The sequence below is a fragment of the Bacillus sp. SIMBA_005 genome (assembly GCF_046535585.1).
Taxonomy (GTDB): Bacteria; Bacillota; Bacilli; order Bacillales; family Bacillaceae; genus Bacillus; species Bacillus pumilus.
The window spans coordinates 1-22,873 of the sequence record NZ_JAWRWI010000002.1 but is presented as its reverse complement, the minus strand read 5'-3'; the positions used below and the strand labels follow the sequence as shown (position 1 = coordinate 22,873).

At 38.6% G+C, this 22,873-nt stretch carries 16 protein-coding genes; 11 read left to right on the top strand and 5 right to left on the bottom strand.

The window, feature by feature from the left end; all coding sequences use genetic code 11:
- The first annotated feature begins 28 nt into the window (after positions 1–28).
- The 5 genes from SB660_RS02750 to SB660_RS02730 all read left to right on the top strand — a co-directional run bounded on the left by SB660_RS02750 (position 29) and on the right by SB660_RS02730 (position 6,991).
- A complete protein-coding gene (locus SB660_RS02750) occupies positions 29–1,294 on the top strand; it encodes an ABC transporter substrate-binding protein (protein WP_339164134.1) in 1,266 nt (421 codons plus the stop codon).
- Between the two features lie 60 nt (positions 1,295–1,354).
- Positions 1,355–2,320 (top strand): carbohydrate ABC transporter permease, encoded by a 966-nt coding sequence (locus SB660_RS02745; protein ID WP_058013887.1) that lies wholly within the window; start codon positions 1,355–1,357, stop codon positions 2,318–2,320.
- A complete protein-coding gene (locus tag SB660_RS02740; RefSeq protein ID WP_050944374.1) occupies positions 2,317–3,138 on the top strand; it encodes a carbohydrate ABC transporter permease in 822 nt (273 codons plus the stop codon). Before SB660_RS02745 ends, SB660_RS02740 begins: the two co-directional genes overlap by 4 nt.
- A gap of 146 nt (positions 3,139–3,284) precedes the next feature.
- Positions 3,285–4,235, top strand: coding sequence for a mannose-6-phosphate isomerase, class I (gene manA / locus SB660_RS02735; protein WP_169055814.1), 951 nt, complete (start codon positions 3,285–3,287; stop codon positions 4,233–4,235).
- Positions 4,236–4,360: 125 nt separating this feature from the next.
- Positions 4,361–6,991, top strand: a complete 2,631-nt coding sequence (locus SB660_RS02730) for a glucosaminidase domain-containing protein (protein ID WP_410581244.1) — start codon at positions 4,361–4,363, stop codon at positions 6,989–6,991.
- Positions 6,992–7,008: 17 nt separating this feature from the next.
- On the opposite strand, the gene SB660_RS02725 is transcribed toward SB660_RS02730, so the two are convergent.
- Positions 7,009–8,196 carry a CDP-glycerol glycerophosphotransferase family protein gene (locus SB660_RS02725; protein ID WP_410581242.1) on the bottom strand — a complete coding sequence of 396 codons (1,188 nt, stop codon included), beginning with the start codon at positions 8,194–8,196 and terminating at the stop codon, positions 7,009–7,011.
- Positions 8,197–8,207: 11 nt separating this feature from the next.
- Positions 8,208–8,978: a WecB/TagA/CpsF family glycosyltransferase gene (locus SB660_RS02720; protein WP_169055811.1), complete on the bottom strand. Its 771-nt coding sequence runs from the start codon at positions 8,976–8,978 to the stop codon at positions 8,208–8,210.
- 371 nt (positions 8,979–9,349) lie between these two features.
- Between SB660_RS02720 and tagD the strand changes: the two genes are divergently transcribed.
- The 3 genes from tagD (at position 9,350) to SB660_RS02705 (ending at position 14,222) form a co-directional block, all read left to right on the top strand.
- Positions 9,350–9,739: a glycerol-3-phosphate cytidylyltransferase gene (tagD, locus tag SB660_RS02715; RefSeq protein ID WP_008343212.1), complete on the top strand. Its 390-nt coding sequence runs from the start codon at positions 9,350–9,352 to the stop codon at positions 9,737–9,739.
- Between the two features lie 46 nt (positions 9,740–9,785).
- Entirely contained in the window at positions 9,786–11,864 is a 2,079-nt protein-coding gene (locus tag SB660_RS02710; RefSeq protein WP_410581239.1) for a glycosyltransferase, read from the top strand.
- A gap of 93 nt (positions 11,865–11,957) precedes the next feature.
- The gene (locus SB660_RS02705) at positions 11,958–14,222 is read left to right on the top strand and encodes a CDP-glycerol glycerophosphotransferase family protein (protein ID WP_410581237.1); all 2,265 of its coding nucleotides are present in this window, start codon (positions 11,958–11,960) and stop codon (positions 14,220–14,222) included.
- 168 nt (positions 14,223–14,390) lie between these two features.
- On the opposite strand, the gene SB660_RS02700 is transcribed toward SB660_RS02705, so the two are convergent.
- Positions 14,391–17,396 carry a CDP-glycerol glycerophosphotransferase family protein gene (locus SB660_RS02700; protein ID WP_410581235.1) on the bottom strand — a complete coding sequence of 1,002 codons (3,006 nt, stop codon included), beginning with the start codon at positions 17,394–17,396 and terminating at the stop codon, positions 14,391–14,393.
- 312 nt (positions 17,397–17,708) lie between these two features.
- On the opposite strand from SB660_RS02700, the gene SB660_RS02695 reads away from it, so the two are divergent.
- Both SB660_RS02695 and tagH read left to right on the top strand, forming a co-directional pair.
- Positions 17,709–18,536, top strand: coding sequence for an ABC transporter permease (locus SB660_RS02695; protein ID WP_306011295.1), 828 nt, complete (start codon positions 17,709–17,711; stop codon positions 18,534–18,536).
- Positions 18,537–18,555: 19 nt separating this feature from the next.
- Positions 18,556–20,157, top strand: a complete 1,602-nt coding sequence (gene tagH, locus SB660_RS02690; protein ID WP_410581233.1) for a teichoic acids export ABC transporter ATP-binding subunit TagH — start codon at positions 18,556–18,558, stop codon at positions 20,155–20,157.
- Positions 20,158–20,183: 26 nt separating this feature from the next.
- On the opposite strand, the gene galU is transcribed toward tagH, so the two are convergent.
- Positions 20,184–21,065 (bottom strand): UTP--glucose-1-phosphate uridylyltransferase GalU, encoded by an 882-nt coding sequence (gene galU, locus SB660_RS02685; RefSeq protein WP_034660174.1) that lies wholly within the window; start codon positions 21,063–21,065, stop codon positions 20,184–20,186.
- Positions 21,066–21,334: 269 nt separating this feature from the next.
- Here galU and wecB point away from each other — a divergent pair, with 269 nt between their 5' ends.
- The gene (wecB, locus tag SB660_RS02680) at positions 21,335–22,474 is read left to right on the top strand and encodes a non-hydrolyzing UDP-N-acetylglucosamine 2-epimerase (RefSeq protein WP_410581230.1); all 1,140 of its coding nucleotides are present in this window, start codon (positions 21,335–21,337) and stop codon (positions 22,472–22,474) included.
- Between the two features lie 108 nt (positions 22,475–22,582).
- On the opposite strand, the gene SB660_RS02675 is transcribed toward wecB, so the two are convergent.
- Positions 22,583–22,873 (bottom strand): transposase (locus SB660_RS02675; RefSeq protein ID WP_410581228.1); only part of this gene is annotated, 291 nt, incomplete at its 5' end.

Sequence of the window (22,873 nt, the reverse complement as noted above, 5' to 3'; positions counted from 1 at the left end):
CTTACAAAATAGGGATGGGGGATCAATCATGAAGGTTAAATTAGGCTTTACGCTGTTAGTGCTCTGTATGCTTATCGTCACTGCCTGTAGTTCATCGACGAGCTCAGATGCAAAAAAAGAGGGCGGAGCAGAGAAGCTCGACATTTTTTCTTGGTGGACTGGAGCAGGTGAGGAGGACGGACTGAAAGCACTCATTCAATTGTTTGAAGAGAAAAATAAAGATATCCCAATTGAAAATGCAGCTGTCGCAGGTGGTGCTGGTACAAATGCAAAGGCTGTTCTGACTAGCCGGATGCAAGGAAATGACCCGCCAGCTACATTCCAAGTACATGGCGGAGCGGAGCTGAATGAGAGCTGGGTCGCAGCAGGTAAAATGGAGCCGCTGGATGATCTATATGAAAAAGAAGGCTGGAAGGACAAATTTCCGGAATCACTCATCGACCTTGTCAGCAAAGATGGGAAAATCTATTCAGTACCGGTGAATATTCACAGAGGCAATGTGCTTTGGTATAACAAGAAGGTATTTGATGATGCAGGTTTAGAGCCACCAACGACCTTTGATGAATTTTTCAAGACAGCAGATGCTTTAAAGAAAAAAGGCATTACACCTCTCGCGCTTGGGGATAAAGAGCCTTGGGCAGCAACACATTTGTTTGAGAGTGTACTGCTCGGCGTTTTAGGCGCTGATGGATATCAAAAACTTTGGGCTGGCGACATGAAAATGGATGACGCAAAAGTGAAGGAAGCGGCAGACATCTTTGGACGTATGCTTGAATATGTCAATGATGATCACAGCTCACGTAACTGGCAGGATGCCTCGCAGCTCGTAGCAAAAGGGGAAGCTGCAATGAACGTCATGGGCGACTGGGCGAAAGGGTACTTTGTGAATGATCTGGATCTGAAGGTGAATAAAGACTTTGGATACGTGGCGACTCCTGAAACAGAGGGAAGCTTTATGGTGATCACCGATACATTTGGACTGCCAAAGGGCGTGAAACAGCCAGAAAACGTGAAGAAATTCCTATCTGTCTTAGGATCTGTGGAAGGACAGGATGCATTTAACCCGCTGAAGGGATCGATTCCGGCACGTGTGGATGCAGATATGTCTAAATATGATGAATACGGAAAATCAGCGATGAAGGCATTTAAAGACTCAAAGCTGGCGCCGTCTCTCGCGCATGGTTCAGCTGCTGAAGAAGGGTTTGTGACAAAAGCGAATCAAGCCGTCAATATCTTCGTCACACAAAAAGACAGCAGCCAGTTTGTTTCATCTTTAAAAGATTCAATGAAATAAAGACGAGGAGGCGGCGACTAAGCACCGCCTCTTTTTTAAAAAGGAGTGTAGCTCATGCGCATGGATACATCGCCGATCACAAAAGCATCAACACCCAAAGTCAAACGTGTTCGGAAAAAATGGAGTGGGGATCAGCTGCTTGCGCTTCTATTTTTAGCCCCGTCGGCTGTGTTATTATTCATCTTTGTTTACGGCTTTATTGGCTGGACAGGGTATGTGTCATTATCAAATTGGACTTCGCTTGTTCCTGATTTCTCTTTCGCAGGGCTTCAAAACTATATGATGCTGTTTCAAGATTTCCGCTTTCAGTCAGATCTTAGGAACACGGTCTTTTTTACTCTATTCTTTATTGGAGCCGTTATTGCCTCTGGGCTTGCACTTGCGATTTTACTAGATCAAAAGATCAAGGGTGAATCTCTATTTCGGAATTTATTTTTCTTTCCAATGGCCCTTTCCTTCGTTGTGACAGGGGTCGTCTGGCAATGGATTTTAAACCCGTCCACTGGGGTGAATCTGTTTTTAAAGACGCTTGGTATCCAGCCTAAGTGGTACACGGATACGAATATTTTAGCTGGATTTGTCTGGGGGAAAATTGAGTTTGGTGTCCCTGCGGCAATCATTGCAGTCGTAATTGCAGCTGTTTGGCAGATGACTGGATTTTCTCTAGCGATGTATTTGGCGGGTTTGAGAGGCATTCCAGAGGAAGTAAGAGAGGCTGCTAGAATGGATGGCGCAACCGAATGGCAGATTTACCGGAAGATTATTTTTCCTTTATTAAAACCGATAACTGCAAGTGTCATTATCATCATGGCTCATATTTCATTAAAGATTTTCGATTTGATTTACTCGATGACAGGACCGGGTGCAAACTTTGTCACAGATGTTCCTGGCGTGTACATGTTTGAAATGACCTTTAGAGGAAACCATTATGCGGGCGGTGCCGCTATCGCGATTGTGATGCTGATCTCTGTTGCGGTCTTTATTGTGCCATATCTCCTGTCGAGCCGGAAGGGGGCGTCATCATGACAGCTAGATGGTTTGTCCGTCCAGTTCTTTATGCTTTATTGATTTTGTGCAGTCTCTTTTTTCTCATGCCAGTTTATGTCATGCTCGTCACAAGTTTGAAGCCATTAGGTGAAGTAACCCTTGAGAAAATGTGGGCACTGCCGTCAACACTCGATTTTTCAAGCTATCAAATCGCATTTGAAAAGCTAGCGCCCAATTTAATGAATTCTCTTTATCTAGTCATTCCGGCTACCTTATTGTCTGCTGTCTTAGGGGCGATGAATGGCTATGTCCTATCAAAATGGCGTTTCAAAGGATCAGAAGTAGTTTTTACTCTAATGCTGTTTGGGATGTTTATTCCATATCAAAGTATCCTCATCCCACTCATTCAATTTTTGCGTGAAGTCGGATTATACAATTCGATTCCGGGTTTGGTACTAGTCCATGTCGTATATGGACTTCCAATCACAACGCTCATGTTTCGAAACTTCTATGTGAGCATTCCTGATGAAATGATTGAATCGGCAAAAATGGACGGCGCAGGGTTTATCGGGATTTTCAGACATATGATTCTTCCGCTTTCGATCACAGGATTTGTGGTGGTCGCGATTTGGCAGTTCACAAATGTGTGGAATGAGTTCTTATTTGCAGTCACGATGACCACTGCAGAGCATCAGCCGGTGATGGTTGCCTTGCAAAATTTATCAGGCAGTCAAATTGTGCAATGGAATGTCCAAATGGCAGGGGCAATATTGGCGGCACTGCCGACACTTTTGGTCTATATACTGCTTGGAAAATACTTTGTCAAAGGGCTTCTCGCAGGCTCTGTCAAAGGATGAAATCTTTTCGTGTTATCGTTTTCATTTGGTGTACTGAAAGGATTGACTTCTCTTTAGATAGCGTCATAATAAAAGTTGAGACTTACTAGTTTTCATCAAGCCTTACAAGGATTATCATAGGGTAGCAAAGGGAGGAGTCATCCTGAATGAAGCAGTCACCAATTTTTTTACTGCCTGAATTGAAGGAGAGAATATGGGGAGGTACAGCCTTAAGAGATCAATTTGGCTATGATATTCCTTCTGATCAAACGGGAGAATGCTGGGCAATTTCTGCTCATCCAAACGGACCAAGTATCGTGCAAGACGGTCCATATAAAGGGAAAACGCTGATCGAACTATGGGACAATCACAGAGAATTGTTCGGGGGAATAGAAGGCGATCGATTCCCGCTGTTAACTAAAATTTTAGATGCAAACCAAGACTTGTCCGTTCAAGTTCATCCAGATGATGATTACGCGGAAAGACATGAAAATGGCGAGCTTGGAAAAACAGAGTGCTGGTATATCATTGACTGCAAAGAAGGAGCAGAAATGATATATGGGCATAGCGCAAGAACAAGAACTGAGCTTGTGACCATGATGAACAGTGGAGATTGGGAAGGACTTTTGCGTCGTGTGAAGATTAAGCCTGGTGATTTTTATTATGTGCCAAGCGGTACCATTCATGCGCTTTGCGAAGGAACGCTTGTCCTCGAAACGCAGCAAAGCTCAGATACCACCTATCGGGTATATGATTATGAACGAAAAGATCAGAATGGCCATGAACGTGAACTTCATTTTGCGCAAGCCATTGATGTCACAACGGTCCCCCATGTAGATGGTTATGCAGATGAATCAGTTGAAACACGCCGTGGGCTGACCATTCGAACTTTTGTTGAAGCAGAGTATTTCTCAGTGTATAAATGGGAAATTGATCAAGCAGTAGAGCTTTCGCAAGATTATCCGTTTTTGCTGTGCAGTGTAATTAGCGGGGAAGGGGCTCTAACGCATGATGAGCACACATATCCACTGCCTAAAGGAGCTCATTTTATCCTGCCAGCTGAAACAGGGAACTTCTCAATTGAAGGAACTTGTGAACTGATTGTATCGCATATATAAAGGAAAAGAGGACTTCGAAGAGGTCCTCTATTTTTCTATTGCATAAATAACTTGAAAGAGTACTTGTTTTTGTCGATAAAGAGATTAGTAGACAATTATGCAAAGTTAAGAGAGGGACAGTGAACGTGAAAAAAACCATCAAGATTATGTTACTCGCAGCTGCCTTTGGTATGACAGTACAGACGGGCAAAGAAGCACAAGCAGCCTCCTATGTTGATCAATCCATTTATACGATGAACACCTCAAAAGTATTTACAACAGAATCAGAAGTGAAAAAAGCAGTGGAAACATTGAAGAAGGACAAAAAGTGGACAGCCACTTATCAAACCTCAGGAAACACGTCGACCTATCAGCTCACTGCCTCAGGATATGAGTCACAAGCAGCAGCGAGTGCAAGTGCAGCTGCATTAAAAAAAGAGACGGGCATGAGCGGTACGGTGTCTCCAGTAGGTGACCGCCTTCCATTACAAAAGGTCGTATCTGACCCCGTCAATGATGAAGCTCAGGCGAAAAAGCTCTCACTCGAGCTAACGAAAACATCAGGACTCAATAGCACCTATGAAATTATCAATCAAAGTAGACCTTCCTATCAGGTCATTTCAGGAACCATTGATTCTGAAACGAAAGTCAAAAATATTCAAACCGAATTACAAAAGCAGGCCGGTGTCACTAGTACATACCAAACAGAAAACAAAGCAGGCACTGTGTATCAGCTGATTTCAGGCGGTATCGTTGGTCAAAGTAAGGCGAATACGATCTTGCAAGGCTTTCAAAAAGAGTCTGGTTTAAAAGCGGTGCTTCAAACGGTGACAGCAGGCAAGCCATATTACATCGTCACATCAGCTGCACAAGCGAACCAGTCAAAAGCACAGACGCTTCTTACCCAGCTTCAAAGAGAAGCAAAGATCAGCGGGAAGATTCAAAAGACAGGCGCTTTAAAAAATGTATATCGCTTGGAATCAGGTTATTTCAAAGACAACAAACAGGCATCCTCAGCTGCGGCCCAGATTAAGAAACAAACCGGCGCTACAGGGACTGTGCAGCGAGTGGGAAAAACAAAGAATTATATCGTGAAGCTCAATCAACTGAACGATACAGCATACGGAAAAACGGTGGCCTTTTTCAAGAAAAAGAAATGGCGCTACACTTCGCAAAAGATCTCTTCTACACAGCCATATCAAGTAGTGACTGGAAACCTTTTAGGAGATGACCAAGCGAAAAAAGCAGTAGCTTTCTTCCAAAAGAAAAAGGTATCAGCAACAACGAAAAAAACAGGTAAAGCATCTGACAGCACGTATCGACTTGTCGTCAATCAATCGGCGGAGCAAGCCAAAATAAATAAAGGTGCCGCATATTTAAAAACGCAGAAGGTGACAAGCAGCATTACAACTGGTAAGGGCCAAGCTGTCAGCAAAACGTATAGTCTCAAGACAACACCTGTATATGAGCAAAATAAAGTCAAGCAGGCTCAAGAGATTATCAAGAAAAATGGCGTTGCCAGCAGTACAAAAACGTTGACTGAAGCGGTTAAACAATACCGGATCACGACAGAGCCAACGGTGAATCAGACAAAACTGAATCAAGCGCTAAGTTATTTAACGAAACAAAAAATGAAAGCAGCTGCTCAAAAAACAGGTGCAGCTGATTATGGTCAATATCAGATCAAAACAGGTGCCATCTCAACAGCTGCATTGCGGGATCAAGGCATGGCATTTTTCAAAAAACGGAATGAACCAGCAGCCTATCAAACAACAACGAAACCAACCTACAAAATCAATATTACGCAGCAATTCACAGGGTTACCAACTGTAAATGCAGCCATTGCTTTTGTGAAAAGTCAATATGGCTGGACAGCTACAGCCGTAAAAATCAAAAATGGCCCAATGGTCATGCAAACGAACTACAACCTTACTGTCAATGAGATGGTCAACAAACAAATGAAGGTATCACCACAGACAGATGGTGCGGCTTATGTCTATGCACCATATGTAGACCAAGCAACATCAACAGTGAATACGGACGGCTTAAATGTCCGTTCGACACCAGATTCGAGTTCTGCAAGCAACATCGTGGCGCAGCTGAACAAAGGAGCAAAAGTGAAACAGCTTGGGAAAGAAGGAAACTGGATCAAGATCAGCCTTGGTTGGAGAAATGCAAGTGCAGCAGAGGTGCAAAAATATGTAGACCCAGCTAACATTGCTGAAGGCACTCAATCTTATTTCCAATTTCTAAAACTCTCAGAAGCTGCAAATCTCAATCCGGCAGAAGTCAATTCAAAGATTCTAGCAGGCAAAGGGATTCTTGCAGGTAAAGGACAAGCATTCATTACGGCAGCGAAAACGTATCATATCAACGAAATTTATCTCATTTCTCACGCGCTGCTTGAAACAGGTAACGGAGGTTCCATTTTAGCGAATGGGACGATGTTTAATGGAAAGAAAGTATATAACATGTATGGCATTGGCGCATATGACAGCAATCCGAACTATCTTGGTGCAAAGTATGCGTATGAACAGCAATGGTTCACGCCAGAGGCTGCCATTATTGGCGGAGCAAAATTCATTGGCAACAGCTACATCAATCATGCCACATACAAGCAAGATACAATTTATAAAATGCGCTGGTCTAGTGCAGCGACTCATCAATATGCAACAGATATTGGCTGGGCTTATAAGCAAGTCACTCGTATGTATAGTTTGTATAACCTGCTTGATGACTATACGCTGTATTACGATATCCCGGTGTATAACAAATAAAAAAACGTCCGTGCTTCCTATTGAGAAGCCGGACGTTTTTTGTATAAGAGCTGTTGTTCAATAAAGGATAAGAGCTGCTCACTGGACCTTCCCTTTGAATATTGATTCCATTCCTCGGCAAAGGTTTTGATTTGGTCTTGATCATCTGATTCGGTTAGTTGAAGCAGCTCCATCAAGAGCATGTCTTGAGTGATACAAGCTTTCCCAGGAATGATGTCTTCATATCGATCGACTAAACCGCGCTTCTTGCGATAAGTGTCTAAGTCATAAGTGAAGAACAAAACAGGCTTTTCAAGCAGTGCATATTCAAACACGATCGACGAGTAATCTGTGATCAGTACATCGCATGTACAAAGCAATGGATAAAGCGGCTGATCGGATACATCAAATATCCATTCATCGTCTGTTTCCGCCTTCGCTAAATGTTTGACCGCAGGATGAAGCTTGACGAGCAGAATATAATCACCGTTTAGCTCTGTTTGCAATTGTTCTTTTGAAAAAGGCAGGACAAGACCGCCCATTGCAAAGTCTCGATAGGTCGGTGCATAAAGCAGGATCTTTTTCCCTTTAGGAAAATCATTCGGCTTCAAGGAAGGCTGATGCTGTTCATAGTACACATCCGTCATCGGTACACCTGTTGGTAAAAAACGTTCATCATTCACCCCAAACGAAGATTTAAAAATCTCGCGCATATGATCTGAGCCTGTAACGATATAATCGAAAGACGCATAGACTCGTTTGAACCGTTTAATATCACGAGGACTTCGTTCCGAATTTGAAGCATCTTCAAGCCCGAACTTTTTCAACGCCCCATTGGCATGCCATACTTGAATACAGGTGGTAGAAGGACGTTTTCTGAGTACACTTGTCATAAGAAAGTAATTATCTGTCACGACAACCTTGCTTTTAAACATCGTATAAATACATTGAATGAGATGGAGAGGGTTTTTTTCATGAAAATAGCGAAATGACAGATGAGACTCGTCCTTTTCTATCGCAGAAGCATGCTTCGTATAGAGGACAGTAAGCTTCATCGTCATGTTCGCCTGTTGTTGATAAGCATCAATAAGAGCAGCTGTATTCTCTTGAAATGAAACAAGCAGCGTCACCTGGTTTTCCCGTGGTTTCACGCCGCTCATCAGCCATCCAATGAAAGAAATGAAAGCTGCATAGCATGAAATGATCATTGAGCGTATATTCATCATTGGTCAGTCTCTCACAGCTGTTTCGTCTGATCCTTTGCTTGCTCAGGATAGTAACGTTTTTTCCCTTTGTTTTCTTTCAATACGGCAAAAGCGTATTTAGGAATATTCAGCATTCGTTTCCATCTCCATGGATTCACAACAAGTCGGTACAGCCATTCTGTATTTGTTTTAATCATCCATCGTGGTGCGCGCTTCACCGTTCCGCTAAATACATCAAAGCTTCCGCCTAAACCGATGCAAACAGCCTGCGGGAATAAATGACGGTATTCATAAATAAAGTTCTCTTGATTTGGATAACCTAAAGCAACGAACACCATATCTGCTTTCGAGCGAGCGATTTGTTTTGCTACGAAACGTTTATCTGCTTGATAACCGTCACAGCTGCCTGCGATGACCACATTTGGGTATTCCGTATCAATTCGCTGTTTAACAGCCTCAAGCACTTCTTTTTTCGCCCCATATAAAAAGATACTTTTAGACTGCTTGTTTGCTAGATCAAGCATAGACATGAAGACATCAAAGCCAGCAATTCTTGACTTCAGCGGACTTTGTGTCAAACGTGACATCAAGACGACGCCAACACCATCCGGCAGAACATAATCCGCAGAAGAAACAACTTGATGATATGCATGATCCTTCATAACAGCATAGCCAATCTCTGGATTGACAGTCGCGATCATGGCGCCTCTTCTTTGAGAAATATGATGATGATTCATATAGCTAATAAATTCATCTAGGTCGCCGTTTACATAAGAAAGGTTAGAGACCACTTCTGTTTGCATTGTTTAGACCTCCTTTTTTATCTTGTTATCTATGAACGTTCATTGTAAATTCGTTTTTCGTCTACACATCATTTTATCACAGATGCTCCATGAAATATTAACAATAACTTTACAAACCTTTAAATTTCATGACATTTTCATCAATTCATAAGGAGGATGCTGCAAGAAACATTGATTCTTCGGACTTTCCCTTCTCCGCCCAATAAATTGGAAATAGTTTGTCTTTACATCTGCTTAACGTTTGATAGGCGCTATGATATAATGAGGTTCCGAAGAGCGAAAAAATACGAACGATGATCATAGGATTACGGATAAACATTACTGCATGAAAGCAGTTGAATAAGGAATGAAGAAAGGAGTTCATGTTTGCAATGAAGAAAGTTATTACTTACGGTACATTTGATTTATTACACTGGGGGCACATTAAGCTGCTCGAACGTGCAAAGCAGCTTGGAGATTACTTAGTGGTAGCCATATCGACAGATGAGTTTAATTTACAAAAATCAAAAAAGGCTTATCACAGCTACGAGCATCGAAAGCTGATTCTTGAAACGATTCGTTATGTAGACGAAGTCATTCCAGAAAACAGCTGGGATCAAAAAGTCCGTGACGTGCAAGAGCACGATATTGATGTGTTTGTCATGGGAGATGACTGGGAAGGTAAATTCGATTTCTTGAAAGAGCATTGCGAAGTCGTGTACTTGAAAAGAACAGAAGGCATCTCAACAACACAAATTAAGGAAGAAATTGCTGGACTTTAATTATTTAAGATAGTGCTTCTTATCTTTTGGTGAGAAGTGCTTTTTTATGTTAACATATCGTTTAAAAATTTATTTAAATATCGACGGAATAATGGACAACAATGAAAGGTTGAGTGTTTTGATCCGAAAATGGTTTAACAAGCTTAGAAAAAAGACACATGAAAATAATCAAAGTCAACCGCAACAACAATTGCAAATTCCTGATATGGAGTATTACTTTATTACCGGAAAAATTAAAGAAAAATATGGTGGTATGACAAAGTCGTTATTGCTACGTGCGAACCTATTTGGGTTAAAGAATACTTCAACTCATTTTTTAACCTTTTCATATGATCAAGAATTTCCTGAGAAAGTGAAAGGGATTATTGACAAGAAAATAGTGGATCCTAACATGACAAAAATTCAAAATATGTATGTTGATTTCCTTATTCCAAATTGTCAACCAAAGGAACAGTATCAGCCAACTTATCACGCTGACAACATCAATAAAGGGTTATGTGATGATGAAGATTCATCTGTTCGTTTTATTAGGAATGAAAAATCAAATCAAATTGAGATGGTTGATTATTTTCATCCAAATCAGCAATTGGATAAACGAGAGGAATATAACTCACAAGGGCAGTTGCATAAAGTTTCCTATTTCTCTCAGGAAACGGGCAAAGTCTATCGAGAACTATTTATTTATGAGAACACTCATATTTATATGAAAAAAGAGTATGATGATCTTAAAGACGAAGCTAAAAATAAATTGAGAGACATCATTTGGTATGCCCAAGAAGGAATGAAAACCTTTAAAAATGAAAAAGGACTAAGACAAGAGTGGCTTATGACTATTCAGTATAAAAATGATCGAAAAAAACTCTTTTTAGTTGATAGCCGGAAGCAGGATAAGTATGTGTTCCAATTGAAAAAAAGGAGTTCTACTTATTTCTCTGCAATTATTCACAGTAAACACTATGAAACAGAAAAGACAGAATTACGTTCTGATTATAATGAATTATTTACCCAATTAAGAAAACAAAAAGTAGATGCTGTCTTTTTCATCACTGAAGAGCAAAAAACAGACGTTGTGAAACAATTTGGTCATCAAAATATATTCTTTTTAACGCCACATACACTTGGTCGTTCACCACATCAAGTACAAGATCACTATACTGCTGATCCGAATAAGGTTTTGATGATGGCGAGATTAACCAAAGTGAAAAATGTCATAGATGCCATCCGTTCGTTTGAATTTGTGGTAAAAGAAGTACCAAATGCGAGGCTTGAAATCTTTGGTTCAGGTCCTCAAGAAAAGCAGTTAAAACAAGAAATTAAAAGATTAAGCTTAGAAAAGAATGTCATTTTAAAAGGATTCACTCAAAATCCCGATGCTGAATTTAGAACAGCTAGAATGTCTATTTCCACCTCTGTCTTTGAAGGCTGTCCATTGTCTATCATGGAATCAATTGTTAACAATTGCCCCGTGATTACTTATAATTACGATTATGGTGCTAGTACACTTGTGAAAAATAATTTTAATGGCTTTGTTGTTGAGCAATATGAAGTGAAACAGTTGGCCAACAAAATCATTGAATTGTTGAAAAACGATGAACAGTATCAAATTTTTTCAGAAAATTGTCAGGAGATTGCAGAAATATATTCAATCCCTAACTATTACGAAAACTGGGCAAAGGCACTTCGAAAAATGATAGAAGTTCGAGAAAAAAGAGACCAAATTAAACGGATGATAAAACCTATTCATTTGAAATTAGTGGGAATTGATGTTCAGAATCATGTTCTTTCTTTGGATATTCAAATGAAAGGTGTTATTGAAAAACAAAAAAAGGTTATATTAGAACTTGTCGGTTATGATCGGCACAACCATGCTGAGCTGTTCTCTAAAGCAGTCGAAAATTTCAAGGTATCCTTTCCTATTGGACATGCATCCATACAAGAGGCATTGAAACGAAACAAAACGAAATATGTTGATTTCTATCTTAGAATGAGAGACGAAGAATACAATGAAATCATTAAGCGTTTACCAATTGCCGAGAATCTGTTTAATGAAAAAGATGTGTCCAAAGTTGACGGTGTTTCTTACAAGACAATTAAAGGGAATTATTCTTGGAAGGTGAATAAATAATTGATAGAAACTTTTATTTATTATACATCGTGTTATAAGTATGAGAATAAGCATAAGAATAAGATTTTGATGAACAGAGGAGATAAATGATTAATGATTGAAGAGACCGTTCAGAAAAAAAGTGTCGTTGAGAGTTTAAAGAACCACGACCAAAAAATAAGAATTTTGTTAAGGATAGATGATGAGAGACCATTAGAAGGTCGATTATTTTACTTGCTCATGAGAGAAAGGGTCTCAAAGCAGGAAGTTTACCTTCCTCTTAAACATCTAGTGGAGAATCAGTTTGAAATAGAGATTCATGAAGATTCTTTCCCGAATAAAATGGAACAAGGCCAAACGTATAACTTGTATGTGACGGATTTTTCTGGAATGACAGATAGTAGTGAGAGCGAAGATGAAACAGAAGACTCTTCATATGATTCCGATGGAGATGACGAAGAGGCTGAATTGGAAGAGGAAGAAGGCAAAGTCATAAGTGAAAATGACAGCCTATATTATAAGTGTCGTCTAAAGCTGGATGTGGAAATGTCTGAACTCTGTTTCATAGAAAATAAAAACACGCTGCTCCTTGCTGTACCATATCGTACAGATAAAGGTAATGCTTCTATTAAGATTAAGCGAGAGATGAAGATCACGAAAACGAATCACCTATCACTTGATGAGACCAATTCCCTTACAGTAAGTGGATATTGTGGTGTCATCAGTGCTGAGCACCCTTATCGAATCAAAAAAATTCAAATTCTGTTCAAAAGGGACGAAGTGGAACATCGGTTCCCCGTAAACTATCAGCCAAAAAATGATATTGATGGTTATAGAACGGATGGGGAAACACCAGAAATATTTCCATTCAATGTTGAAGTACCTTTAGACGAATTAACCTATTCTACAGATAAGAGATATATTTATAGAATGTACTTCGAATTTATATGTGAAGTTAACGGAACAGAGGAGACTTTAACAACACCATCTCTTGTGTTTGGAGATCGATCTAAACAATTAAAGGGACTCGTCCAAATACAAAAGAAGAACAATGTCCCGATTCGATATGAGGTATATCGAAAGAAAAAAAGACAGACGCTTGGCATCCGAATTAATGATTACACAATGAAAACACGTGCTAAGTACTATGTGAAGAGCAAGTGGAAGAAGTTCAAAAAGCAAATAAGCAAGATTAAAAAAGTCCGTAATCGTCTTGTAACGAGAACCTTTAAAACGACCTTTAAGCTTGCGAGTAAAATGTCTGTCAAAAAGAAAACTGTTGTATTTGAAAGCTTTAATGGAAAACAATTCAGTTGTAACCCGCGTGGTATTTATGAATATATGAAAGAAAATCGCCCTGAATATACGCTGATCTGGAGCGTGAAAAAAGGGCATGAAGCACCGTTTAAGGAAAAGGGCATCTACTATATCAATCGTCTGTCATTGAAATGGATTTTTGCAATGGCTAGAGCGGAGTATTGGGTTGTAAACAGCCGTTTGCCGCTATGGGTTCCAAAGCCAGATCACACAACATACTTGCAGACTTGGCATGGTACGCCGTTAAAACGACTGGCGATGGATATGGATGAGGTGCATATGCCTGGAACAAACACGAAAAAATACAAAAAGAATTTCACGAAGGAAGCGTCAAATTGGGACTACCTCATTTCTCCAAATGCTTATTCGACCGAAATCTTTACACGAGCTTTCCAATTTCAAAAGACTATGATTGAGTCAGGATATCCGAGAAATGACTTCCTTCATAATCAAAACAATGAAGAAACGATGAGAGCACTCAAACAAAAGATGAACCTGCCGCTTGATAAAAAATTGATCTTATACGCACCAACATGGAGAGACGATCAATTTTATAAAAAGGGGCAGTACAAATTTGATTTAGACCTTGATCTGCATGAGCTGAGAGCCGCTATCGGAGACGAATATATCATCATTCTGCGTATGCACTATTTAGTCGCTGAAAACTTTGATTTAGGACCATATGAAGGCTTTGCCTATGACCTCTCTCATTACGAAGACATTAGAGACCTTTATATGATTTCTGATCTGCTCATCACTGACTACTCATCAGTGTTCTTTGATTATGCAAACCTCAAACGTCCGATGCTGTTCTATGTGCCAGACATTGAAACATATCGTGACAAGCTGAGGGGCTTCTACTTCGATTTTGAACAAGAAGCACCTGGACCTCTTGTAAAAGAGACATCAAGCGTGATTGAATGGATAAGAGAAACAGAACAGCCGACCTTTACATTACCAGAATCATTCGCACCGTTTTATGAGAAATTCTGTTACTTAGAGAGCGGAGAGTCTTCGAAGCGTGTAGTGGAAGTAGTGTTCGATAAAAAGGCTAGGACATAATCTCACTGAACCTCATGAAGATGAATTGATCTAATTAAGACAAAAACACCTTTAAGTTGAAACACTTAAAGGTGTTTTTTTTGTATGAAATGAACAGCAAGGAAAAAAGCCAGTCGATTATCTCGAACTGGCTACAGGCTGCTTATCAATGTACTATCTACTATAAGACTAATTAGAATAGTTTTTTTTGTGTAGGTTTCTTTTTAATTGTCTCTTAATTGTCTTAAGAGGTTTTAAGGTTTTTCGAGCTTTATTTTTTAACGATTTCACTTTTTTGACACTAATGGTGAAAATATAATTTCGTACTAATGTTTGTATAGTTGCTATCTTTATATTTTGAAGAGTTTCTTTAGAAATCCTTGATATGGAATCGATTACTGAAACTTCATCATCTTTTAGAGAAGATATTTCATTGAATATTCTTTCGCAGTTTTTATTATCAGTATACGTTAGAATTAAATCTCTTCTTTCTTCAACAAATAACTTCTCACGGAAGTTATTATTAATCGTTTGAATAACCTCACTTACTAAGGTTGTTTGATCTTCTACAATTTCGCCTAGGAATGTTTCTTCCTTACTCCTTAAAATCCCCTTATTGAAAAATTCATCAAAATCAAAATGATAATATATGACTGGTTTTTTCATAAAACTCACATCAAATGAAACACTAGAATAATCTGTAATAAGGAGAGAGGCTCTCATTAATAATTCCTGAACATTCACTTCACCCAATTCCAAAATAGAAACTACATCACTCTTATATTTGTTGAAATAAGAGATATATGGCTGCATTCTGTAATGTGGATAGAATAATAGTTTCACTCTATGTTTTCTTAATTCTTTAAGAAGTTTTTCGTCTTTTAGAATCGAAATATACTTCTCGTAATAATCCGATTTTAAGAATGTTTCTTCCGTATTAAGCCATTCTCTCCATGTAGGCATGATTAAAATCTCTCTATCACGATTATCATCAGTTGTCTTAAAATTAGCTAAATGGTCAAATCTAGATAAGCCAGTCACCTTAACCTCAGATTCTTTGTAACCAAAGTGATCCATCATCATTTTCTTTTCATAAACTGAGCTGACACATACTATATGAAAAGGATATTGATAGAAAAATCTGTGGTATTCTGCCGATTTTCTCCCCATCACACCATGTTGCAGAAAAATCCTTTTTGCTTTCTTCGTATGTTGATATTGTGGTATTTTAAACGGAAGGAAATATTCTAAGTCATGAGAACCGATAAAGTGTGTAGCTTGTAATGTTTTTTCAATATGTTCGGTTGAACCAATGATCAGTACGTTCCCAAGATGTTCAATATTTCGAATATCTTTACTTCCTTCTTCTATAGCATAATAAACTTTCTTATCAGGGTGCTTTTCTCTGCAATATTTGAAAAAATGATAGCCTGTATCTTGAGCAGTATCTGGTCTTTCACCAATAATCCAAACTTCTTCTCGGCTTTCACTAATTTGATCTTCAGCAATAGCTGATTTAAAGGGGAGTACTTCTAATTTTAAATTTCCCTTAGGTGTTGTTGACGAAAAGTTGAAAATTTTATTATCATCGTTACCTTTATACTTGATGATAGAAAGGTACTTGTCTTTTTTATAGGTATATTTAACAAACCCTAGACGTCTATCAAATGAAAATTGATCTGTATCGAATCTAACAAAGAAATCCCACACTCCTTTTTCTTCAGGAAGTGTGGAAGTATCAAATAGCACTTTGAACCCACAGTACGTGTAGTCTTTCTTATCCCGTTTATAATGATAAGCAAAAGTTAAGTCTCTTTTATTTTGTACGGGGATCATTATTTCTTTTAATGATGCGCGTTCTTTTAGTACCAATGAGCGTTTTACAGATTCTGAGTTAGGCATTTCCAAGCCTCTTAAAATAGAAGCTCCTTCAATTTTTAAGTAGTGACCACGTATTTTTTTGACTTGATAGAGATTTCTTACGGTTCTAGTTTTTCGAATTGTAAAACTCAAGTTTTGACTAGATGTTCGATGTAATCCAACTTCGAAAGGTACTTTCTCAAATACATGAAGAACGTTATTTTCATCAAAGGTCAAAGCGGTATTAGTGACTTTGGCAAAGAAAGTCTTCTGGCTTTTTTTATTTGTTAATAAAAAGAGCCAGTCAGATTGTTTCTGACTTCCTTCTTGTAAGGATTCAATGATATGTTTAAATGGTATCTTTAAAATAAAATCTGCATCATTGATACGTTTCAATTTTGTTAAAACTGTATTCTCAGTGTCTTGGTTATTTAACATGTGAATTTCTGAAACATGATGATCAATTAATGCTAGTTGCTCACTTGCTATAGATATTTTTGCAATCATCGTTTGATTTTGAATATAGCTCTCTTTAAAAGAAACAAGTAGAATCTCTTGTCTGACATCTAATATCAATCCACTGTTTTTCTTTTTAAAATGACACTGAAAGAGCTGATCAGCAGTCTTAAATGAATGTGTAGTAATCAATTTTTGTTTGTCTTTTATAAACGATCCTAGCAACTTGCCTTCTACTTCTTCGTAAAAATGCATTTGCCAGATACCCTCATATAAATTATGAAGGCCAATTGAGCTTAAGTCTATGTGGGCAGACCAAAAACCATCTTCTGAAATTGAATCAATAGGAAATAATATTTTATCCTTTGAAGGTACCCTATGAAGAGCAATAAAGAATTTTCTTTGGTCTAATGGAGCATCAATGTCTAAAATATTTGAAACACCATTTATGTTTAGAGTATAATTTTCAAGCATGAAATCAATCATATTTGTTTTGTATAATTTTGTTCTTTTTCTAGCGTTTAAAACTTCGAAAGTTATTTTTGTTTGTAAATTTTCATTGCTTGTTCTTTTAATTAATACAGCCAATTCTCTATGCAGTATCTTCCTTTGCCATTTGTGATGAACAGCATACTGTAGTGGAGTGAGTATTCCACCTTGATCTGTTACGAAGATACTGAAAGAGGAACCTTTTAGAGGGAGGATATCTTTAGCACGTATTTCTGCTACGTAAAAACCATCTTTATTCTGCTGTAGAGGAAAATCAAATGATTGATTATCACGAATGAATTTAACTGTTTCTAGGTCTTTTTTATCATATGAATGTATAAACAAAGATAAGATAGAGTTACTAGTTAAAATACTTTCTAAAGAAACCATAGTCTCTCTCCTTAAAATCTAGTTAATAATCTGTTTTGAATTAGTAAAAATAATACGTAATAACTATAATATGGATATTAAATTAATATGTTCTGATTATATAGTCAAGATAGTTTAACATACATTATTCTGAAATGTAAATATCATCCCAAATCTGCCTATATCATATGGTTGAGCAAATAATTCCTATACTTATGAATGATAGCATCTTTGTTTTGACTTTAAAGTGAAAAAATAAACAACATCTGTTACAATTATGAGCGGTGCTTTTAATTTTAATGGTACTCAAAACTTTTGTTAAGGAAGATAACAATGAATGCAATGTTGACGATACTAAAGGAGCAAATCAGCTCAATTCCGCTGATTATGCGACTTGCTGTTTATGAAACAAAATCAAAATATCAGATGAATTATTTAGGTGTTTTATGGCAGTTTTTAAATCCATTGATTCAAATGCTGGCTTATTGGTTTGTTTTTGGTCTTGGAATCCGCGGAGGACAGCCGATTGTCATTGGTGGAATGGAAGTTCCATTTATCATTTGGATGCTTGCGGGATTAATCCCTTGGTTCTTCATTAGTCCGACGATTCTTGATGGTTCAAATAGTGTGTTTAAACGCATTAATATGGTATCGAAAATGAACTTTCCGATTAGTGCGCTGCCGTCTGTAGTGATTATGTCCAATTTGTTCAGCTACTTTGTCATGATGGGTGTCTATCTGATTGTGCTCATTTCCTATGGCATATATCCTGATGCGCACTGGCTGCAATATATATACTACTTTATTTGTATGATCGCGTTTATGTTTTCGTTTAGCTTGTTTAATTCCACGATTAGCGTACTCGTGAGGGACTATCAATTTCTTTTACAATCAGTGACACGTTTACTTTTCTTTTTGTTGCCGATTTTTTGGAATATTTCAGAGAAGCTCACTGGAGACAAAGCATGGATTGGGGATATATTAAGATTGAATCCACTTTTCTATATTATTGATGGTTTTAGAAATAGCTTGTTAAAGGGAGATTGGTTTTTCCATGATGTGAAGTATACACTTTATTTTTGGCTGATCACGCTTCTTCTTTTAACAGTCGGTTCATTGCTTCATATGAAATTTAGGGATAAATTTGTCGATTTTCTTTAAAAAGTAAGGAGATTATACGATGAAACTAAAGGTTTCGTTTCGAAACGTATCCAAGCAATACGTCTTATATAAAAAGCAGTCGGATAAGATCAAAGGGCTGTTTTTACCTAATAAAAATGAAAAAGGGTTCTTTGCTGTTCGTGATGTGTCCTTTGATGTATATGAAGGTGAAACGATTGGTTTTGTAGGGATCAATGGATCTGGAAAATCAACGATGTCAAATCTTCTTGCGAAAATCATTCCACCGACAAGTGGTGAAATTGATATGGATGGACAGCCTTCATTGATTGCCATTGCAGCAGGGCTGAACAACCAATTAAGCGGAAAAGACAACATTCGCCTCAAGTGCTTAATGATGGGGCTGACGAATAAAGAGATAGACGAGCTTTATGAAAAAATCGTAGAGTTTGCGGATATCGGTGACTTTATTGATCAGCCTGTGAAGAGTTATTCAAGCGGAATGAAATCACGTCTTGGCTTCGCCATTTCAGCGCATATCGATCCAGATATCCTGATTATTGATGAAGCGTTGTCGGTTGGTGACCAGACCTTCTATCAAAAATGCGTGGATCGTATCACAGAATTCAAAGAACAAGGGAAGACAATCTTTTTTGTCAGCCATTCCATTAGTCAAATTCAAAAAATCTGTGACCGGGTGGCTTGGATGCATTATGGTGAACTTCGTATGTTTGATGATACGAAGAAAGTTGTAAAAGAGTATAAGGAGTTTGTTGACTGGTTTAACAAGCTTTCCAAAAAAGAGAAACGAAAATACCAAATGGAACATAAGGAAGGTAGAAAAGGCGTACAAAAGACTGAAAAAGTGACCCGTTATAAAGAAAGTGGGAAACGACGTTCATTTTTTGGACCAGCCTTTCAAGTGACGATTATTGCTGTTTTAACTATTTTACTTGCCTTATCGATGTTTTCGGATCGTCCGCTGCGAACACTGGCGACATTTGGTGCCATCCCAGCAGATAAGACGGAAGCGCCTCAATCAAAGAACCGACTAACGAAAGGGGCGCCTGATATGAAAAAGGTGGATCAACAGATGATTGTCACAGCAGATCCACTCACAGTGTACAAAGATCAAGCTATAACAAAGAAGGCAGATGTCACTTTGCCATTTGGCCAAGAGGTACAAGCTGTCGCTGAAAATAAACAAACCGTTCAAATCAAAACAGCATCAGATACGTATTATGTCAAACCTGATGGGCTTCAACTTGCAGAGGAATTAAAGTCTTTATCCATTCGACCAGGACAGTTCAACTCGTATGTATCGCCCGCATCTGCTGGTTCGTATGAGTTTTTACTTTCTTTCCTTGGAAAAGAAGAATCTGTGCTTAAGCAAAAAATGCAAACGCTAAGCTCGATCAAAAGTGATCAAGGTGATACGATGGAGCGATTGATCACAGAAAAAACTGACTATGTTATTCAAAACGGCCAAGCAAGTGCTATTGTGTTTCACGAGGTAATGTCGATCTCTCCTTCGACACTTGGGCTGACAGAACAGAATATCTGGATGAATGAGAAACAAACTAAATTCGCAGTGAAGGGCGAAAATAACCTGTTTGTCATTGATAATGAACAGCATACACTGACGATTTCAGTGATGAAATAAAAAGCTGCCGAAACCGGCAGCTTTTTTTAATTCACTTCTTCTTTTTCGAGAAGCTGTTTCATAAATGGAATGAGTTTCTTTTTCAGATCCTCATCTTGAAGGGCAAACTCGAGAGTCGTCTCGATGAAGCCTTGCTTCTCACCGACATCGTATCGTTTTCCTTCGAAATCATAGGCGAATACACGCTGGATGTCATTCAGCTTTTGGATGGCATCTGTCAGTTGAATTTCCCCGCCTGCACCAATTTCTTGCTGATCAAGGTACATAAAGATCTCTGGCGTGAAAATGTAACGTCCTAAGATGGCTAGATTGGATGGTGCGGTACCTTGCGGCGGCTTTTCCACAAAGTTTTTCACTTGATAGCGGCGTCCTTCTTGTGTAAGAGGGTCGATGATCCCGTAGCGATGCGTATCGCTGTCTGCTACCTGCTGAACACCGATCACAGATGAAAGGGTCTTTTCATATTCATCCATCAGCTGGCGAAGCCCAGGTGTTTCAGCTTGGACAATATCATCACCTAATAAAACGGCGAAAGGTTCATCGCCGATAAAGTTGCGTGCGCACCAAACAGCGTGTCCAAGTCCTTTAGGTTCCTTTTGACGTATGTAATGAATGTCAGCAATGTTTGAGGATTTTCTCACCTTTTCTAAAAGCTCGCTTTTCCCTTTTTCCTCTAGGTTGCGCTCTAGCTCTGGTGCAAAATCAAAATGATCTTCAATGGCTCTTTTTCCTTTTCCAGTAACGATAATAATGTCTTCAATTCCTGATTCAACAGCTTCTTCAATAATATATTGAATGGTTGGTTTATCAACGATTGGCAGCATTTCTTTAGGCATTGCCTTTGTGGCAGGGAGGAAACGTGTCCCAAGACCTGCAGCTGGTATAATGGCTTTACGTACTTTTTTCAATGAACTTTGCACCTTCCTTACATATTGAAAAAATGATTTGACTTCATTTTTCATCTTTCATAAAGTGTAACTTACAAATGATAGAAATGACAAATGATTTAAGATAAATGTATAAACTGATACAACATTTATTGTAAAGAGTTCATGTAAATTTTTATGTTGAAAAGGGTAAAGGTGATGTAAAGATTGAACATTGAATGATTAGGATTCGTTTCTATTCTTTTGTATAATAAACATATGATAAATGAGAAGGAAAGAGGCATCGACTATTGAAAACATTACATGTAATGACTGTATTCGGGACGAGACCTGAAGCGATCAAAATGGCCCCTCTCGTCCTTGAACTTAAAAAGCATCCGCAAATCAATTCCTCTGTCACTGTGACTGCCCAGCATAGGCAAATGCTTGATCAAGTGCTGAAAGCCTTTGACATTCAACCGGATCATGATTTAAATATTATGAAAGAACGGCAGACATTATCTGAAATCACATCAAATGCACTGTTAAAGCTAGATCAATTATTCCAAAAAGAAAAGCCTGATATTGTCCTTGTCCATGGGGATACTACAACAACCTTTGCAGGAAGCTTGGCCGCATTTTATCATCAAATTTCAGTTGGTCACGTTGAAGCGGGTTTAAGAACACACAATAAATATTCGCCGTTCCCAGAGGAATTGAACCGTCAAATGACAGGTACTATTGCCGATATTCATTTCTCCCCTACAGAGGAAGCGAAGCAGAATCTTCTAATAGAAAATAAAAAAGAAGAGACCATTTGTGTGACAGGGAATACAGCAATTGACGCCCTGCAAACAACAGTTACTGAGCATTATCAGCACTCTATTTTAGAGAAAATAGGCACAGATAAAATGATCTTGTTAACGGCCCACCGCAGAGAGAACCTTGGCCAGCCGATGAAAAACATGTTTAGAGCCATTAGACGTGTTGTAGAAGAATTTGAAGATGTTCAGGTCGTTTATCCTGTTCATTTAAACCCTGCCGTACGTGATGCAGCTCAGACAGAATTTAGTGGTCTCGATCGTGTACACTTAATTGAACCGCTTGAAGTCGTTGATTTCCATAACTTTGCTGCCGCTTCGCACTTTATCTTAACGGATTCTGGCGGTGTACAAGAAGAGGCACCTTCTCTAGGGAAGCCAGTATTAGTGCTCCGTGATACAACAGAACGTCCAGAAGGCGTGAAAGCCGGCACACTTAAGCTTGCAGGTACGGATGAAGAGACCATTTACAAAATGGCAAAAGAGCTGCTAGTAGATCAGCAGGAATATGACAGCATGTCGAAGGCGTCTAACCCTTATGGTGATGGGCAAGCATCGAAACGAATCGTCCAAGAACTTCTTCATCGATTTGGATTAAGTGAAGAAAAACCTGCCCCATTTAAATCATAAAAAAAGAAGACTACAGTCATGTAGTCTTCTCAGACCGTAGACAAACCCCACCTTTACTTCAAGTAAAAGTGGGGTTTTCACATTTTTTTGATAAAAACATCATGTGTTTTACGCTGGACATGGTCCTTTCCATGTCCAGTTTGCTAGCTTTTTGAGATTCATGGCAGCGAAAGTAAGCATCGCCTGCATTGAAACTTTTTTGAGTCCACGAAGTTTCGTCCAACGCATACCATGCTTTTCTTTTGCATCCGCAAAAACGCGTTCTATTGTTTCTTTCCGTTTTGCATAAATGTCTTTATTCATTTGTGTCAGTCTCAGATGGTCTGCTTCATCTAGATAGTCCTGCCAAATATGCCGATGAATTTGTTTGGTGTGATTTTGACTTTGTGTACAGTTATC

Excerpts from the sequence above, each read along its gene's own strand:
- SB660_RS02750 (WP_339164134.1), top strand. The coding sequence starts at position 29 with ATGAAGGTTAAATTAGGCTTTACGCTGTTAGTGCTCTGTATGCTTATC.
- SB660_RS02745 (WP_058013887.1), top strand. The coding sequence starts at position 1,355 with ATGGATACATCGCCGATCACAAAAGCATCAACACCCAAAGTCAAACGT.
- SB660_RS02740 (WP_050944374.1), top strand. The coding sequence starts at position 2,317 with ATGACAGCTAGATGGTTTGTCCGTCCAGTTCTTTATGCTTTATTGATT.
- manA (WP_169055814.1), top strand. The coding sequence starts at position 3,285 with ATGAAGCAGTCACCAATTTTTTTACTGCCTGAATTGAAGGAGAGAATA.
- SB660_RS02725 (WP_410581242.1), bottom strand. The coding sequence starts at position 8,196 with ATGATGAATATACGCTCAATGATCATTTCATGCTATGCAGCTTTCATT.
- SB660_RS02720 (WP_169055811.1), bottom strand. The coding sequence starts at position 8,978 with ATGCAAACAGAAGTGGTCTCTAACCTTTCTTATGTAAACGGCGACCTA.
- tagD (WP_008343212.1), top strand. The coding sequence starts at position 9,350 with ATGAAGAAAGTTATTACTTACGGTACATTTGATTTATTACACTGGGGG.
- SB660_RS02710 (WP_410581239.1), top strand. The coding sequence starts at position 9,786 with ATGTTAACATATCGTTTAAAAATTTATTTAAATATCGACGGAATAATG.
- SB660_RS02705 (WP_410581237.1), top strand. The coding sequence starts at position 11,958 with ATGATTGAAGAGACCGTTCAGAAAAAAAGTGTCGTTGAGAGTTTAAAG.
- SB660_RS02700 (WP_410581235.1), bottom strand. The coding sequence starts at position 17,396 with ATGGTTTCTTTAGAAAGTATTTTAACTAGTAACTCTATCTTATCTTTG.
- SB660_RS02695 (WP_306011295.1), top strand. The coding sequence starts at position 17,709 with ATGAATGCAATGTTGACGATACTAAAGGAGCAAATCAGCTCAATTCCG.
- tagH (WP_410581233.1), top strand. The coding sequence starts at position 18,556 with ATGAAACTAAAGGTTTCGTTTCGAAACGTATCCAAGCAATACGTCTTA.